The organism is Streptomyces sp. NPDC055632, assembly GCF_053618675.1.
In genome coordinates this window covers 114,299-129,734 of the sequence record NZ_JBSHHY010000014.1, presented here as the reverse complement: position 1 = coordinate 129,734, position 15,436 = coordinate 114,299, and the positions used below count along the sequence as shown (strand labels likewise).

The window sequence follows — 15,436 nt, the reverse complement described above, 5'->3', positions numbered from 1 at the left end:
GGGGTTTGTGCGCGCCCCCCCCCCCCGGCCGTGGGGGGGCGGTGCCGCGGGGCCCCCCCCCCCCCCCGGCGCCCGCCCCCGCGGAACTGGCAAGCGCCGGAGCACCCGGAAGCGCTCCTTCGCCACCCACTGGTACGCCTGGGCGATGGTCGCCCCGGTGGTCGTCGTGATCGGCGTGATCATCGGCTACCCGCTGGTGCGAGGCATCTACCTGTCGTTCACCGACGCGAACGAGCGGAACGTCGCCCGGTCCATCGGCGTCAACCAGATCCCCGCCACCTACGAGTTCGTCGGCGTGGACAACTACGTCGACGCGCTCACCGGGAGCCAGTTCCTCGACACGCTCGTCTGGACCGTCGTGTGGACGGTCGCGTGCGTGTCGATCACCTTCGCCCTCGGCCTCGGTCTCGCCAACCTGCTCAACCGCAGGATCGCCGGCCGCTCCGTCTACCGGATGCTGCTGATCCTGCCCTGGGCCGTCCCCGGCTTCGTCTCCGTCTTCGCCTGGCGCTTCCTCTTCGACGAGCGCCGCGGCCTGCTCAACGAGGTCCTGGCGGGCGGCGGCATCTCCGCCGTGCCCTGGCTCAACGACCCGACGGTGGCGAAGCTCGCGGTCATCGCCGTCAACGTCTGGCTCGGCGTCCCCTTCATGATGGTCGCCCTCCTCGGCGGCCTCCAGTCCATCCCCGGCGAGCTGTACGAGGCCGCCGAGATGGACGGCGCCAACGCCTGGCAGCGGTTCCGCAACATCACCATGCCCGGCCTCAGCTCGGTCTCCACGACGGTGATCCTGCTCTCCACCATCTGGACCTTCAACATGTTCCCGGTGATCTTCCTGCTCACCCGGGGCGGGCCCGGCGAGGCCACCCAGATCCTCGTCACCCAGGCCTACAAGTTCTCCTTCGAGATCAGCCCGCGCGACTTCGCGCAGTCCTCCACGTGGGGCGTGCTGATCCTGGTCCTCCTGATGGTCTTCGCCGCGATCTACCGGCGCGTCCTCCGCAAGCAGGGAGAAGTCTGGTGACCACCACGACCCCCACCCCCCAGGTCATGAACGCCCCGGTCCGCGGCCGCCGTTCGCCCCTCGCCTCGGCCGGGCTGCACCTCACCCTGATCGTCACCTCGGTGATCGCGGTCTTCCCGGTGCTCTGGGTGCTGCTCACCTCGCTGAAGCCGGCGAAGTACGCGACCACCACGGACTTCGTGAAGGAGACGACCTTCGAGAACTACACGAACCTCCTGAAGGACACCCCGTTCCTCACCTGGTTCGTCAACTCGCTGCTCGTCGCCGGCCTCACCACGCTCATCGGCGTCTTCATCTCGGCCACCACCGGCTACGCCGTCAGCCGCTTCCGCTTCCCCGGCAAGCGCGGCCTGATGTGGACGCTGCTCATCACCCAGATGTTCCCGGTCGCCGTCCTGATCGTGCCGATCTACAACATCATGGCGTCGATGGGCCTGCTCAACCAGCCGGCCGGCCTGGTCATCACGTACCTGACCATCGCCGTCCCGTTCTGCGCCTGGATGATGAAGGGCTTCTTCGACACCATCCCGCGCGAGATAGACGAGTCCGGCTACGTCGACGGGCTCACCCCGTTCGGCACCTTCTGGCGGCTGATCCTGCCGCTGGCCAAGCCGGGCATCGCCGTCACCGCGTTCTACTCCTTCATCACCGCGTGGGGCGAGGTCGCCTACGCCTCCGCCTTCATGGTCGGCGACGAGAACCTCACCCTCGCGGGCGGACTGCAGAAGTTCGTCAACCAGTACGGCGCCCAGTGGGGCCCGATGTCCGCGGCCTCCGTGCTCATCGCCGTCCCCGCGGCGCTGGTGTTCCTCTTCGCCCAGCGGCACCTGGTCACCGGCATGTCCGCCGGCGCCGTCAAGGGCTGAGCCCGACCACCGCCCCCGCACGCCCCTCCTTACCTCCCAGGGAAGACATGACCCAGCATCTCGCCGCCCCGGCCGACGTCCCCACCACCGGAACGCACACGGGCTGGTGGAGAGACGCCGTGATCTACCAGGTCTACCCGCGCAGCTTCGCCGACGGCGACGGCGACGGCATGGGTGACCTGGAGGGCGTCCGCAGCCGGCTGCCGTACCTCAAGGACCTGGGCGTCGACGCCGTCTGGCTCTCGCCGTTCTACGCCTCCCCGCAGGCCGACGCCGGCTACGACGTCGCCGACTACCGGGCCATCGACCCGATGTTCGGCTCCCTGCTCGACGCCGACGCGGTGATCCGCGAGGCCCACGACCTGGGCCTGCGGATCATCGTCGACCTGGTCCCCAACCACTCCTCCGACCAGCACGAGTGGTTCCAGCGGGCCCTGCGCGAGGGCCCCGGCTCGCCGCTGCGCGAGCGCTACCACTTCCGCCCCGGCAAGGGGAAGGACGGCGAACTGCCGCCCAACGACTGGGAGTCCATCTTCGGCGGCCCGGCCTGGACCCGCACCGAGGACCCGGACGGCACCCCCGGCGACTGGTACCTGCACCTCTTCGCCCCGGAGCAGCCCGACTTCAACTGGGAGCACCCGGCCGTCCGCGACGAGTTCCGCTCCATCCTGCGCTTCTGGCTCGACATGGGCGTCGACGGCTTCCGCGTCGACGTCGCCCACGGCCTGGTCAAGGCCGCGGGCCTGCCCGACATCGGCGCCCACGACCAGCTCAAGCTGCTCGGCAACGACGTCATGCCCTTCTTCGACCAGGACGGCGTCCACGAGATCTACCGCTCCTGGCGCGAGGTCCTCTCGGAGTACGACGGGGAGCGCGTCCTCGTCGCCGAGGCCTGGACCCCCACCGTCGACCGCACCGCGAACTACGTGCGCCCCGACGAGATGCACCAGGCCTTCAACTTCCAGTACCTGGGCACCCACTGGGACGCCGCCGAGCTGCGGACCGTCATCGACGCCTCGCTCGACGCGATGCGCCCGGTCGGCGCCCCCACCACCTGGGTGCTCTCCAACCACGACGTCACCCGGCACGCCACCCGCTTCGCCAACCCCCCGGGCCTGGGCACCCAGCTCCGTGAGGCCGGCGACCGCGAACTGGGCCTGCGCCGGGCCCGCGCCGCCACCCTTCTCATGCTGGCCCTGCCCGGCTCGGCCTACGTCTACCAGGGCGAGGAGCTCGGCCTGCCCGACGTCACCGACCTGCCCGACGAGGTCCGCCAGGACCCGTCCTTCTGGCGGGCCAGCGGCCAGGACGGCTTCCGCGACGGCTGCCGGGTGCCGATCCCGTGGACCGTCGAGGGCACCTCGTACGGCTTCGGCGACGGCGGCTCCTGGCTGCCGCAGCCCGCGACCTGGGGCGCGCTGAGCGTCGAGGCGCAGGCCGGCGACCCGGGCTCCACCCTGGAGCTGTACCGCAGCGCGCTCGCCGTGCGCCGCGCGCAGCCCGGACTCGGCGCGGGCGAGGGCGTCGAGTGGCTGGAGGCCCCCGAGGGCGTCCTCGCCTTCCGGCGCGACGGCTTCGTCTGCACCGCCAACACCACCGGCCGGGCCATCTCCGTCCCGCTGCCCGGCCGGTTCCTCCTCTCCAACGAGCCCGTCGCCCCCGGCGCGGACACGGTGGAGCTGCCCGCCGACACCACCGTCTGGTGGGCGGTGTGACGATCCCCCTGCCGCGGGGCGCCGGAACGGGCGCCCCGCGGCTCGCGGACATCGCGGCCCAGTCGGGCGTCAGCGAGGCCACCGTCAGCCGCGTCCTCAACGGCAAGGCGGGGGTGGCCGGCGCGACCCGGCACAAGGTGCTGGCGGCGCTCGACGTGCTCGGCTACGAGCGTCCCGTACGCCTCAAACGGCGCAGCGCGGGCCTCGTCGGGCTCGTCGTGCCCGAGCTGACCAATCCGATCTTCCCGGCGTTCGCGCAGGTCGTCGAGCAGGTCCTCGCCGGGCACGGCTACACCCCGGTCCTGTGCACCCAGATGCCCGGCGGCGCCACCGAGGACGAGCTCGTCGAGCAGCTCGTGGAGCGCGGGGTGTCCGGCATCGTCTTCCTCTCCGGCCTCCACGCCGACGCCACCGCCGACCCGGCCCGCTACGCCCGGCTCGCCGCCCGGGGCGTGCCGTTCGTCCTCATCAACGGCTACAACGAGCACGTCGACGCCAACTTCGTCTCCCCGGACGACCGCGCCGCGGCCCGCATGGCCGTGCGGCACCTGGTCGAGCTGGGCCACGAGCGCATCGGCCTCGCCATCGGCCCCACCCGCTACGTCCCCTCCCGCCGCAAGGCCGAGGGCTTCGCCGCCGAGCTGTACGAGCTCCTCGGCGTCGAGCGCGCGGACGCCGAACGCTTCATCAGACCCACCCTCTTCGGCGTCGAGGGCGGCCACGCCGCCGCCGAGATCCTGCTGCGCGAGGGCTGCACCGGCATCGTCTGCGGCTCCGACCTGATGGCGCTCGGCGTGATCCGCGCGGTCCGCGCCCGGGGCCTCGACGTGCCCGGGGACGTCTCCGTCGTCGGCTTCGACGACTCGCCCCTGATCGCCTTCACCAGCCCGCCGCTCTCCACCGTCCGCCAGCCCGTCCAGGCGATGGCCACGGCCGCCGTGGGCGCGCTCCTGGAGGAGATCGAGGGCAACCCCGTGCAGCGCACCGAGTTCGTGTTCCAGCCGGAGCTGGTGGTGCGCGGTTCGACGGCGCAGCCGCCGGCGCGGGACGCCTCGGGCGCCGAAGGGCCGCAAGTCCTTTCGTAACAACTTGCGTTGCGGCGTCCGGAGGGTTGACCGGGCGTCGGGCCACTCGTACGGTCACGGCTGAAAACAGTTGCTGAAGTTTTCGGCAACTTCTTGCTAAGTCGCCTGCCCCTCGCTCGCGACACCGACTGCGACACCGACGTCGTACAGGAGGAAGCATGGCCAGAAAGACCGTGGCCGCTGCACTCGCCCTCGTGGCGGGAGCCGCTGTGGCCGTCACGGGAAACACCCCCGTGCAGGCCGCCCCGCCCGGCACCAAGGACGTCACCGCGGTGATGTTCGAGTGGAAGTTCTCCTCGGTCGCCCGGGAGTGCACCACCCGCCTCGGACCGGCCGGATACGGCTACGTCCAGGTCTCCCCGCCCCAGGAGCACCTCCAGGGCGGCCAGTGGTGGACCTCGTACCAGCCGGTCAGCTACAAGATCGCCGGACGCCTCGGGGACCGCACCGCCTTCAAGAACATGATCGACACCTGTCACGCGGCGGGCGTGAAGGTCGTCGTCGACTCCGTCATCAACCACATGGCGAACGGGTCGGGCACGGGAACGGGCGGGACCCCGTTCTCCAAGTACGACTACCCGGGCCTCTACTCCGGCTTCGACATGGACGACTGCCGGGCCGAGATCACCAACTACCAGGACCGGGTCAACGTCCAGCACTGCGAGCTGGTCAAGCTCCCCGACCTCGACACCGGCGAGGACTACGTCCGCGGGAAGATAGCCGGCTACCTCAACGACCTGCTCTCCCTCGGCGTCGACGGCTTCCGCATCGACGCCGCCAAGCACATGCCGGCCGCCGACCTCGCCAACATCAAGTCCCGGCTCACCAACCCCGGCGTCTACTGGAAGCTGGAGGCCATCCACGGCAACGGCGAGGCCGTCTCCCCGAGCGAGTACCTCGGCAGCGGAGACGTCCAGGAGTTCCGCTACGCCCGTGACCTCAAGCGCGTCTTCCAGAACGAGAAGCTCGCCTACCTGAAGAACTACGGCGAGGGCTGGGGCTACATGGCCTCCGGCCAGTCCGGCGTCTTCGTCGACAACCACGACACCGAGCGCCAGGGCGACACCCTGAACTACAAGGACGGCGCGAACTACACCCTCGCCTCCGTCTTCATGCTCGCCTGGCCCTACGGCGCCCCGGACGTCCACTCCGGCTACGAGTGGACCGACAAGGACGCCGGGCCCCCGAACGGCGGCCAGGTGAACGCCTGCTACAGCGACGGCTGGAAGTGCCAGCACGCCTGGCGGGAGATCTCCTCCATGGTGGCCTTCCGCAACACCGCGCGCGGCCAGTCCGTCACCAACTGGTGGGACAACGGCAACAACGCGATCGCGTTCGGCCGCGGCTCCAAGGCGTACGTGGCGATCAACCACGAGTCCTCGGCGCTCACCCGCACCTTCCAGACCTCCCTGCCCGCCGGCACCTACTGCAACGTGCAGTCGGGCACCCCCGTGACGGTCAACGGGTCGGGGCAGTTCACGGCCACCCTCGGCGTCAACACCGCGATCGCCCTCCACGCGAACGCCCGGAACTGCTGAGCCGGCACACCCCCGCCACCGCTTCCCACCCGCACCGCAGGGCCGCCCCACCCGGGGCGGCCCCCTCTTCCCGTACCTCCAGGGAGAAACCCCGTGATACGCAAGAGAACGGCGGTCGCACTGGCCGCCGCCCTGTGCGCGGCCCTCGTGCCCGCCGTCCCCGCGACCGCCGCGCAGAAGCCCCCGGCCCCGCCGTCCGACCGGGCGCTCGCGGCCGAGCCCGCCCGCCAGGACCTCACCCGCGAGCAGTTCTACTTCGTCCTGCCCGACCGCTTCGCCAACGGCGACGCGTCCAACGACCGCGGCGGCCTCACCGGCAGCCGCACCCGGACCGGCTTCGACCCCGCCGACAAGGGCTTCTACCAGGGCGGCGACCTCAAGGGCCTCACGCAGCGGCTCGACTACATCAAGGGCCTCGGCACCACCGCCATCTGGATGGCGCCGATCTTCAAGAACCGGCCCGTGCAGGGCGAGGGGGAGAACGCTTCTGCCGGCTACCACGGCTACTGGATCACCGACTTCACCCAGGTCGACCCCCACTTCGGCACCAACGCCGACCTGGAGAGGCTGATCGCCGCCGCCCACGCCAAGGGCATGAAGGTCTTCTTCGACGTCATCACCAACCACACCGCCGACACCGTCGACTACGCCGAGAAGAAGTACGGCTACCGCCCCAAGGGCGCCCACCCCTACCTCGACGAGAGCGGGCGTCCCTTCGACGACCGCGACGCGATCGGCCGGGTGGACGCGGACTCCTTCCCGTACACCCCGGTGGCGGAGAAGGGCGTCAAGGTCCCGTCCTGGCTCAACGACCCCACGATGTACCACAACCGGGGCGACTCCACCTGGGTCGGCGAGTCCGCCGAGTACGGCGACTTCGTCGGCCTGGACGACCTCTGGACCGAGCGGCCCGAGGTCGTCGAGGGCATGAAGCGGATCTACGAGAAGTGGGTCCGCGACTTCAAGATCGACGGCTTCCGGATCGACACCGTCAAACACGTCGACCTGGACTTCTGGACCCAGTGGGCCACCGCCCTCGACGCCTACGCGAAGAAGCGGGGCCGCGAGGACTTCTTCATGTTCGGCGAGGTCTACTCCGCCGACACCGCCGTCACCGCCCCCTACGTCACCCGGGGCCGGCTCGACGCCACCCTCGACTTCCCCTTCCAGGACGCGGCCCGCGCCTTCGCCTCCCAGGGCGCCGGCGCCGACCGCCTCGCCAAGGTCTTTGCCGAGGACTACCGGTACACCACCGACAAGGCCAACGCCTACGAGCAGGTGACCTTCCTCGGCAACCACGACATGGGCCGCATCGGCACCTTCCTCAAGCAGGACAACCCGAACGCCACCGACGCCGAACTCCTCAAGCGGGCCCGGCTCGCCAACGAGCTGATGTTCCTCTCCCGGGGCAACCCGGTGATCTACTCCGGCGACGAGCAGGGCTTCACCGGCGCCGGCGGCGACAAGGACGCCCGCCAGCCCCTCTTCGCCTCGAAGGCCGCCGACTACCTGGACGACGACCAGCTCGGCACCGACCGCACCCACGCCACCGACGCGTACGACACCGGCCACCCGGTCTACCGCTCCGTCGCCGCCCTGTCGAAGCTGACCCGCGAGCACCCGGCCCTCCGTGACGGCATCCAGCAGGAGCGCCACGCCGAGGGCTCCGTCTACGCCTTCTCCCGCACGGACGCGAAGGCGCGCACCGAGTACCTCGTCGCCACCAACGGCTCCACCGCCGACAAGACCGTCACGATCCCCGTCGACTCGGCCGCCTTCCGCACCCTGTACGGCGGTCAGGGCGCCGTCACGGCCAAGGACGGCAGGGTCACCGTCACCGTCCCGGCCCTCTCCTCCCTGGTCCTCGAGGCCGACCGGCCCCTCCCGGCCCCGGCCGTGAAGCCCTCCGTGACCCTCAGGGCCCCGGCCGCCGGAGCCACCGGCACCGTCGAGCTCTCCGCCGACGTCACCGGCGGCGGACTCAACCGGGTCGTCTTCGCCGCCCAGGTCGGCAACGGCCCCTGGCAGACCCTCGGCACCGCCGACCACGCCCCCCACAAGGTCACCCAGCACGTGACCGCCCCCGCCGGCACCGCCCTGCGCTACAAGGCCGTCGCCGTCGACAGCTCCGGCCGCACCGCGAGCGCCACCGCCGCCACCACGGCCGGCGCGCCCCCGGCCCCCGAGAAGCCCGTCGCCGTCGAACGCACCCACGCGATCGTCCACTACCGGCGCCAGGACGGGGACTACGACGGCTGGAAGCTGAAGGCCGCGGGCCAGGAAGCCGCGTTCACCGGCCGCGACGCCCACGGCGCCTTCGCCTGGGTCAAGGTCCCCGAGGGCGCCGCCACGATCCCGTACACCGTCGAGAAGGACGACGCCGCCGACGGCCCGCAGCGGACCGTCGACCTCGGCCGCACCGGCGAGGTCTGGATCACCCAGGGCCGGGACGGCCAGTCCGACACCAACCCCGCCCCCGTCACCCCCGACAGGACCAAGGCCGTCCTGCACTACCAGCGCGCCGACGGCGACCACGAGGGCTGGGGCCTGCACACCTGGACCGGCGCCGCCCAGCCCACCGACTGGTCCAAGCCCCTGATGCCGGTCCGCGTCGACGCGTACGGCGCCGTCTACGAGGTGCCGCTCGCCGAGGGCGCGACCTCCCTGTCGTACATCCTCCACAAGGGCGACCAGAAGGACCTGCCCACCGACCAGTCCCTCGACCTCGCCACCTACGGCCACGAGGTCTGGCTGCTCGGCGGAGAGCCCAAGTACCTCCTGCCGACCGTCGGCGGCGCCCCCGACCTCGACCTCGCCAAGGCCTCGGCCCAGTGGATCGACCGGAACACCGTCGTCTGGAAGGTGAAGGCCACCGACGCCACCAGCCAGCAGCTGGTGTACGCCGAGGACGGCGGGATCGCCGTCACCGGCGGCGCCCTGAACACCGAGGGCCGGTGGCTCCGGCTCGACCGGGCCGCGCTCACCGACGCCCAGAAGGCGAAGTACCCGCACCTCAAGGACTACCCGGCCTTCACCGTCGACCCGCGCGACGCCGACCGGGTCCGCGAGTCCCTGCGCGGCCAGCTGATCGCCACCCAGCGCGCCGCCAACGGCGCCCTGCTCGCCGCCACCGGCGTCCAGACCGCCGGCGTCCTCGACGACCTGTACGCGCCGAAGGCCGCGAAGACGGCCCTCGGCCCGGTCTTCGGCCGCCACGGCGTCACCCTCTCCGTCTGGGCCCCCACCGCCCGGTCCGTCGCCCTCGAACTCGACGGCCGGACCGTCGCCATGCGCCGCGACGACGCCTCCGGCGTCTGGTCCGCCACCGGCCCGAAGTCCTGGACCGGCAAGCCGTACCGCTACGCGGTGAAGGTCTGGGCCCCCACCGTCCAGAAGCTCGTCACCAACAAGGTCACCGACCCCTACTCCACCGCCCTCACCACCGACTCCGCCCGCAGCCTCGCCGTCGACCTCACCGACCCGAAGCTCGCCCCCGCCGGCTGGAAGGGCCTGAAGAAGCCCGCCGCCGTGCCGCTGCGGGACGCCCAGATCCAGGAGCTCCACATCCGGGACTTCTCGATCGCCGACCCCACGGCCCGCGCCGACCACCGGGGCACCTACCTCGCCTTCACCGACAAGGGCAGCAAGGGCTCGAAGCACCTGCGCGACCTCGCCGCCTCCGGCACCTCCTACGTCCACCTCCTGCCGGCCTTCGACATCGGCACCGTCCCCGAGAAGAAGAGCGACCAGGCCGCTCCGGCCTGCGACCTGAAGGCGTACGCCCCCGACTCCGAGGAGCAGCAGGCCTGCGTCGCCGCCGCGGCGGCCAAGGACGCCTTCAACTGGGGCTACGACCCGCTGCACTACACCGTCCCCGAGGGCTCCTACGCCACCGACCCCGAGGGCACCCGCCGCACCGTCGAGTTCCGGCAGATGGTCCAGGCCCTCAACGGCGACGGACTGCGCACCGTCATGGACGTCGTCTACAACCACACCGTCGCCGCCGGACAGTCCGACAAGTCCGTCCTCGACCGGATCGTGCCCGGCTACTACCAGCGCCTCGACGCCGACGGCGCCGTCACCACCTCCACCTGCTGCGCCAACACCGCGCCCGAGAACGCCATGATGGGCAAGCTCGTCGTGGACTCGATCGTCACCTGGGCCAGGGAGTACAAGGTCGACGGCTTCCGCTTCGACCTCATGGGCCACCACCCGAAGGAGAACGTCCTCGCCGTCCGCAAGGCCCTCGACGCCCTGACCGTCGCGAAGGACGGCGTCGACGGCAAGGCGATCGTCCTCTACGGCGAGGGCTGGAACTTCGGCGAGGTCGCCGACGACGCCCGCTTCGTCCAGGCCACCCAGAAGAACATGGCCGGGACGGGCATCGCGACCTTCTCCGACCGGGCCCGCGACGCCGTGCGCGGCGGCGGCCCCTTCGACGAGGACCCGGGCGTCCAGGGCTTCGCCTCCGGCCTCTTCACCGACCCCAACGCCTCGGCCGCCAACGGCACTCCGGCCGAGCAGAAGGCCCGCCTCCTGCACTACCAGGACCTCATCAAGGTCGGCCTGACCGGCAACCTCGCCGGCTACACCTTCACCGACACCTCCGGCCGCACGGTCAAGGGCTTCCAGGTCGACTACAACGGCTCCCCGGCCGGCTACGCGGCCGCCCCCGGCGACGCCCTCGCCTACGCCGACGCCCACGACAACGAGTCCCTGTACGACGCGCTCGCCTTCAAGCTCCCGGCGGGCACGTCCCCGGCCGACCGCGCCCGCGCGCAGGTCCTCGCCATGGCGACGGCCACCCTCTCGCAGGGCCCGGCGCTCTCCCAGGCCGGCTCGGACCTGCTGCGCTCCAAGTCCCTGGACCGCAACTCGTACGACAGCGGCGACTGGTTCAACGCCATCCACTGGGACTGCCGCGACGGCAACGGCTTCGGCCGCGGCCTCCCGCCGGCCGCCGACAACCGGCCCAAGTGGGGCTTCGGGAAGCCGCTCCTGGCGAACCCGTCCCTCACCGTCGGCTGCGCGCAGATCGACGGCGCCTCGGCCGCCTACCGGGACCTCCAGAGGATCCGCACCACCGAGCCGGTCTTCTCCCTGGCCACCGCCGACCGGGTGCAGTCGGCCCTGTCCTTCCCGCTCTCCGGCCGCGACGAGACCCCGGGCGTGATCACCATGCGCCTCGGCGACCTGGTCGTCGTCCTCAACGCGACCCCGGGGTCGCAGCAGCAGAAGGTCACCGACCTGGCCGGCAAGGGCTACCGCCTGCACCCGGTCCAGGCGAAGGGCTCCGACGCGGTCGTGAAGACCGCCGCCTACGCGAAGGACTCGGGCACCTTCACGGTCCCGGCGCGGACGGTGGCGGTGTTCAAGGCCGGATGACCGGCTCCCCGGGGAGCACCCGCTCCATCAGGGTGACCCCGTAACGCGTGCCGTCGGCGGCGAGCTTCCCCGGCTCCTCGCCGACGGCACGGTAGCCCGCGGCCTCGTAGTACGTGCGCAGCCGCGGGTTGCCCGTCAGACAGTCGAGCCGGGCCACGGTCCGCCCGGCGGCCGCGATCCGGCCCTCCGCGTGCGCGAGCAGCGCCCGCCCGGTCCCGGCGGGCGCCTCGCCCCGGACCGTCATCAGCCGGTGCACGTACCCGGCGACCGGTGCCCGCCGCCCCCAGGCCTGCACGTCCTCCCACCACAGCTCGTACGCGCCGACCTCCCGGCCCCCGTGGCACGCCAGCCACACCTCGCCCCCGGCGAGCCGCTCCCGGAAGTGCGCCGCGTCCTTGCCGCCGGGCCTCCACTGGTCGATGCCGTTGCGCAGCATCCAGCGCGCGGCCCCGTCGTACATCCCCGCCAGAAGGCCGGGATCGCGGTCGTCGGCCCGCCGGAAGGTCACTCGTGCCGTCGTCACGGGGTCCTCTGGTCGGGTACGGCGGGCAGGGCGTCCGGGGCGGGGCCGGGGGCCGGTGCGAGTGCGACCAGCCGGGCCACCAGGTCCCCGAAGGGCCCGTCGGCCGGCTCGTCCGCCAGGATCCCGACCAGGATCTCCGCCATCCCGGGGTCGTACGCGGCGCTCACCGCCGCGAGCGCCGCGAAGTCGTGCACGAGCTGCACCTCCAGCTCCGCGCGCGGCACCCGCCGCCCGTCCAGCCAGAGCAGCGCCGTCGACTCGGCGAGGGAGACCCAGGAGCGGACCACCAACTCCAGGCGGGCCGAGGGCTCCTCGACCTCCAGGTGCGCGAGGATCTGCTCGTACGCGGCCTGCCGCACCTCGTCGATCATCGCGTTCGTGGTCGAGGAACCGACGGCCGGACCGCCCCGCATCAGCGCCGCGAAACCGGGGCCGTGCTCGTCCACGAAGTCGAAGAACCGGCCCATCACGCGCAGCAGCCGTGCCCCCAGGGGCCCTTGGGGCGGCTCCACGAACCTGGCCGCCAGCTCGTCGGCCGCCCGCCGCAGGGCCGCCTCGTAGAGGCTCTGCTTGCCGGGGAAGTAGTGGTAGACCAGTGGCCGCGAGATGCCCGCGGCGGCGGCGATCTCGTCGATGGAGACCTCGTCGGGAGAGCGGTGCCCGAAGAGTTCGAGGGCCACCCCGATCAGCTGCTGCTTGCGCTCCTCGACGCCCATCCTGCGGCGTACCCCGGTCGTCATGCGAACAGCCTAACGGTGTCCGTTACGCTCCTGCCCCATGAGCGCTCCCGACCAGGACACCCCGGCGACCCCCGCCGCCGAGGAGCCCGCCGACGCCCTCGACGACCTCCACGGAGAAGACGGACCCGCCGGAGAAGACGGACCCGCCGGAGAAGACGGACCCGCCGAGGAGGACGAACTCGCCGGAGAAGACGGACCCGCCGAGGAGGACGAACTCGCCGGGGAGGACGAACTCGCCGGGGAGGACGGGGAGGACGGCGCGGCGGACGGGCGGCCCGCCGGGGGACTCACCCCCAAGCAGGCCAGGCGCCTCCGCGTCGCCGCCGCCTCCGTCCTCCTCGTCGCCCTCGCCGTCGTGCTCGTCGTCCGCCTCGCGAGCCGCACGTCCGTCCTGGTCGTCGGCGTGTACGGACTCGCCATGATCCTCTGCGGGATCGTGATCGAGCTCTCCCGCAACGGCCGTACCCGGCTCGGCACTTGGCTCCTGGTGGGCGGCCTGCTCACCGCGCTCGCCCTGGACTGGCTGGTCCTCCCGTAGGGGAAGGGCCTAGAGGTCGAGCACGAGCCGTTTCCCCGTGCAGCGCGAGACGCAGATCAGCATCGAGTCGTCCCGTTCGGCGTCGGTGAGCAGCTCGTCCCGGTGGTCGATCCCGCCCGCGAGGACCCGCTGCTGACAGGTCCCGCAGAAGCCCTGCCGGCAGGAGTACGGGACGTCCGGCACCTCCGCGCGGACCGCGTCCAGGAGCGACTGGCCGGCCGCCACCGCCACCGTGCGGCCGGAGCGGCGCAGTTCGACCTCGAAGGGGGCGCCGCCGGTCGTCGCGGACGCCGAGAAGCGCTCCAGGCGCGGGACGCGGCCCTCGGGCATCGCCGCGCCGACCGCGTCCATGAGGCCGTCGGGACCGCAGCAGTACACGGCCGTCCCCTCCGGCACGTCCGCGAGGAACCCCAGGTCGGGGAAGCCGGACTCGTCCTCGGCGACGACGGTCGTACGGCCGCCGCCGCCCAGCGCCTCGACCTCGGCGAGGTACGGCATGGTGGCGCGGCTCCGGCCGCAGTAGAGCAGCCGCCAGTCCGCCCCGGCCGCCTCGGCGGCGCGCAGCATGGGCAGGACCGGGGTGATGCCGATGCCGCCGGCGACGAAGACGTACGCGGGGGCGTCGACGAACGGGAAGCGGTTCCGGGGACCCCGGATCTCTACCTCCACGCCCTCGTGGAGCCGCTCGTGGACCTCGTGCGAACCGCCCCGGCCGCCCTGCCCGGCCCCGATGAGCCGGGTGGCCACCGTGTACGAGCCGGTGTCGGCGGGGTCGCCGCAGAGCGAGTACTGCCGGACGAGCCCGGAGGGCAGGACCAGGTCGATGTGGGCGCCCGGCTGCCAGGCGGGCAGCCCGGCGCCTTCGAGGCGCAGTTCCACGACGCCCTCGGCGGGCGCGGTGCGGCCGGTGACCAGCGCCTTGCGCGGGACGGTGCGGCCCCGGCCGTAGCCGGAGACGGGCTCCTCCAGGGCGGGCAGGGGCCACAGCGGGGCGGTGGACATGCGGCGGCGGACGGCGCGGCGGACGAGCAGGGCGGCCCCGGCGGCGAGGGCGACGGTGGCGAACCGGGGCATCAGCGGCCTCCGTTGGCGCCGGGCGAGGAGGCGAGGTAGGCGAGGGCCTGCTCGGTGTCGCCCTCCTGGGAGGGGTGGTAGGACCGGCTGAGGTAGCGGGGGATGGACCGCAGCATGGCCGGGGTGGAGGGCAGCACGCCCTGCCGGCCCTTGCGGACGAAGTCCGCGAAGGAGGCCTTCGGGTCGAGCAGGCTCGGGTCGTTCTCCATGAAGAAGCGGATGCCCCGCTGCCAGAGGAAGACGAGCGCGCCGAAGGCCAGCGCCCAGGTGCGGGCGCGGCGCCGGTAGCCGCCGTCCAGGTGCATGAAGAGCTCGAAGGCGACCGAGCGGTGCTCGACCTCCTCGGCGCCGTGCCAGCGCAGCAGGTCGAGCATGGTCGGATCGGCGCCGACCCGGTCGAGCTCGTCGGCGTTGAGGACCCAGTCGCCCAGGAAGGCGGTGTAGTGCTCGATGGCGGCGATCATCGCGACCCGCTCCATCAGCCACCAGCGGCGCGGCCGGCCGGGCGGCAGGGTGCGGTCCCCGAGCAGCTTCTCGAAGAACCAGTCGACCTGCGCGGTGTACGGGGTGGGGTCGAGGCCCAGCTTCCGCAGGTGCGGCAGGACGTCGTCGTGGGCCTGGGAGTGGATCGCCTCCTGGCCGATGAAGCCGATGACGTCCTCGCGGAGCCGGTCGTCCGTGACGTACGGCAGCGCCTGCTTGTAGACGTGCACGAACCAGCGCTCGCCGGCCGGGAGGAGCAGGTGCAGCACGTTGATGGTGTGCGTGGTGAACGGGTCGCCGGGAACCCAGTGGAGCGGCGTCTCCTCCCAGTCGAAGGAGACTTTGCGGGCCTTGAGCTCGACGTGCTCCGACGCCACCGGTGCGGGCTGCGTATTAGACATGCCGTCAATGTACTGAGGGGTAAGCGACGGGAACAGGTGCGTGCGGCACCTTTTTCCCGCCCCC

Annotated in this window: 10 protein-coding genes and 1 pseudogene; 7 read left to right on the top strand and 4 right to left on the bottom strand. The window is 72.1% G+C overall.

Annotated elements, in window-relative coordinates:
* Window positions 1-7 precede the first annotated feature (7 nt).
* The 6 genes and pseudogenes from ACWGSR_RS19750 to pulA all read left to right on the top strand — a co-directional run bounded on the left by ACWGSR_RS19750 (window position 8) and on the right by pulA (window position 11,613).
* Window positions 8-1,024 carry a carbohydrate ABC transporter permease gene (locus ACWGSR_RS19750; RefSeq protein ID WP_453567868.1) on the top strand — a complete coding sequence of 339 codons (1,017 nt, stop codon included), beginning with the start codon at window positions 8-10 and terminating at the stop codon, window positions 1,022-1,024.
* Window positions 1,025-1,050: 26 nt separating this feature from the next.
* On the top strand, window positions 1,051-1,890 hold the full coding sequence (locus ACWGSR_RS19745; protein ID WP_376235984.1) for a sugar ABC transporter permease: 840 nt from the start codon (window positions 1,051-1,053) through the stop codon (window positions 1,888-1,890).
* Between the two features lie 47 nt (window positions 1,891-1,937).
* Window positions 1,938-3,605 (top strand): glycoside hydrolase family 13 protein, encoded by a 1,668-nt coding sequence (locus tag ACWGSR_RS19740; RefSeq protein WP_453567794.1) that lies wholly within the window; start codon window positions 1,938-1,940, stop codon window positions 3,603-3,605.
* Window positions 3,593-4,690 carry a LacI family DNA-binding transcriptional regulator gene (locus ACWGSR_RS19735; RefSeq protein WP_453567792.1) on the top strand — a complete coding sequence of 366 codons (1,098 nt, stop codon included), beginning with the start codon at window positions 3,593-3,595 and terminating at the stop codon, window positions 4,688-4,690. Before ACWGSR_RS19740 ends, ACWGSR_RS19735 begins: the two co-directional genes overlap by 13 nt.
* Window positions 4,691-4,848: 158 nt before the next feature.
* Window positions 4,849-6,225: pseudogene (locus ACWGSR_RS19730) on the top strand (alpha-amylase family glycosyl hydrolase); the annotation flags it as partial.
* A 96-nt stretch (window positions 6,226-6,321) separates the two neighbouring features.
* Complete coding sequence (gene pulA, locus ACWGSR_RS19725; protein WP_453567790.1) at window positions 6,322-11,613, top strand: pullulanase-type alpha-1,6-glucosidase; 5,292 nt, start codon at window positions 6,322-6,324, stop codon at window positions 11,611-11,613.
* On the opposite strand, the gene ACWGSR_RS19720 is transcribed toward pulA, so the two are convergent.
* Window positions 11,600-12,073, bottom strand: coding sequence for a GNAT family N-acetyltransferase (locus tag ACWGSR_RS19720; RefSeq protein WP_376235982.1), 474 nt, complete (start codon window positions 12,071-12,073; stop codon window positions 11,600-11,602). The genes pulA and ACWGSR_RS19720 overlap by 14 nt on opposite strands.
* A gap of 59 nt (window positions 12,074-12,132) precedes the next feature.
* Window positions 12,133-12,876: a TetR/AcrR family transcriptional regulator gene (locus tag ACWGSR_RS19715; RefSeq protein WP_376235840.1), complete on the bottom strand. Its 744-nt coding sequence runs from the start codon at window positions 12,874-12,876 to the stop codon at window positions 12,133-12,135.
* A 37-nt stretch (window positions 12,877-12,913) separates the two neighbouring features.
* On the opposite strand from ACWGSR_RS19715, the gene ACWGSR_RS19710 reads away from it, so the two are divergent.
* Entirely contained in the window at window positions 12,914-13,414 is a 501-nt protein-coding gene (locus ACWGSR_RS19710; RefSeq protein WP_453567787.1) for a hypothetical protein, read from the top strand.
* Between the two features lie 9 nt (window positions 13,415-13,423).
* Here the strand turns inward: ACWGSR_RS19710 and ACWGSR_RS19705 are convergent, their stop codons facing one another.
* Together ACWGSR_RS19705 and ACWGSR_RS19700 are read right to left on the bottom strand one after the other, a co-directional pair.
* Window positions 13,424-14,488: a PDR/VanB family oxidoreductase gene (locus tag ACWGSR_RS19705; protein WP_453567784.1), complete on the bottom strand. Its 1,065-nt coding sequence runs from the start codon at window positions 14,486-14,488 to the stop codon at window positions 13,424-13,426.
* Complete coding sequence (locus tag ACWGSR_RS19700) at window positions 14,488-15,372, bottom strand: metal-dependent hydrolase (RefSeq protein WP_453567782.1); 885 nt, start codon at window positions 15,370-15,372, stop codon at window positions 14,488-14,490. The genes ACWGSR_RS19705 and ACWGSR_RS19700 overlap by 1 nt, the downstream gene beginning before the upstream one ends.
* Window positions 15,373-15,436 lie beyond the last annotated feature (64 nt).

Bases quoted from the DNA above. Each gene is read 5' to 3' on its own strand.
- ACWGSR_RS19745 (WP_376235984.1), top strand. From the start codon at position 1,051: ATGAACGCCCCGGTCCGCGGCCGCCGTTCGCCCCTCGCCTCGGCCGGG.
- ACWGSR_RS19740 (WP_453567794.1), top strand. From the start codon at position 1,938: ATGACCCAGCATCTCGCCGCCCCGGCCGACGTCCCCACCACCGGAACG.
- ACWGSR_RS19720 (WP_376235982.1), bottom strand. From the start codon at position 12,073: ATGTACGACGGGGCCGCGCGCTGGATGCTGCGCAACGGCATCGACCAG.
- ACWGSR_RS19715 (WP_376235840.1), bottom strand. From the start codon at position 12,876: ATGACGACCGGGGTACGCCGCAGGATGGGCGTCGAGGAGCGCAAGCAG.
- ACWGSR_RS19710 (WP_453567787.1), top strand. From the start codon at position 12,914: ATGAGCGCTCCCGACCAGGACACCCCGGCGACCCCCGCCGCCGAGGAG.
- ACWGSR_RS19705 (WP_453567784.1), bottom strand. From the start codon at position 14,488: ATGCCCCGGTTCGCCACCGTCGCCCTCGCCGCCGGGGCCGCCCTGCTC.
- ACWGSR_RS19700 (WP_453567782.1), bottom strand. From the start codon at position 15,372: ATGTCTAATACGCAGCCCGCACCGGTGGCGTCGGAGCACGTCGAGCTC.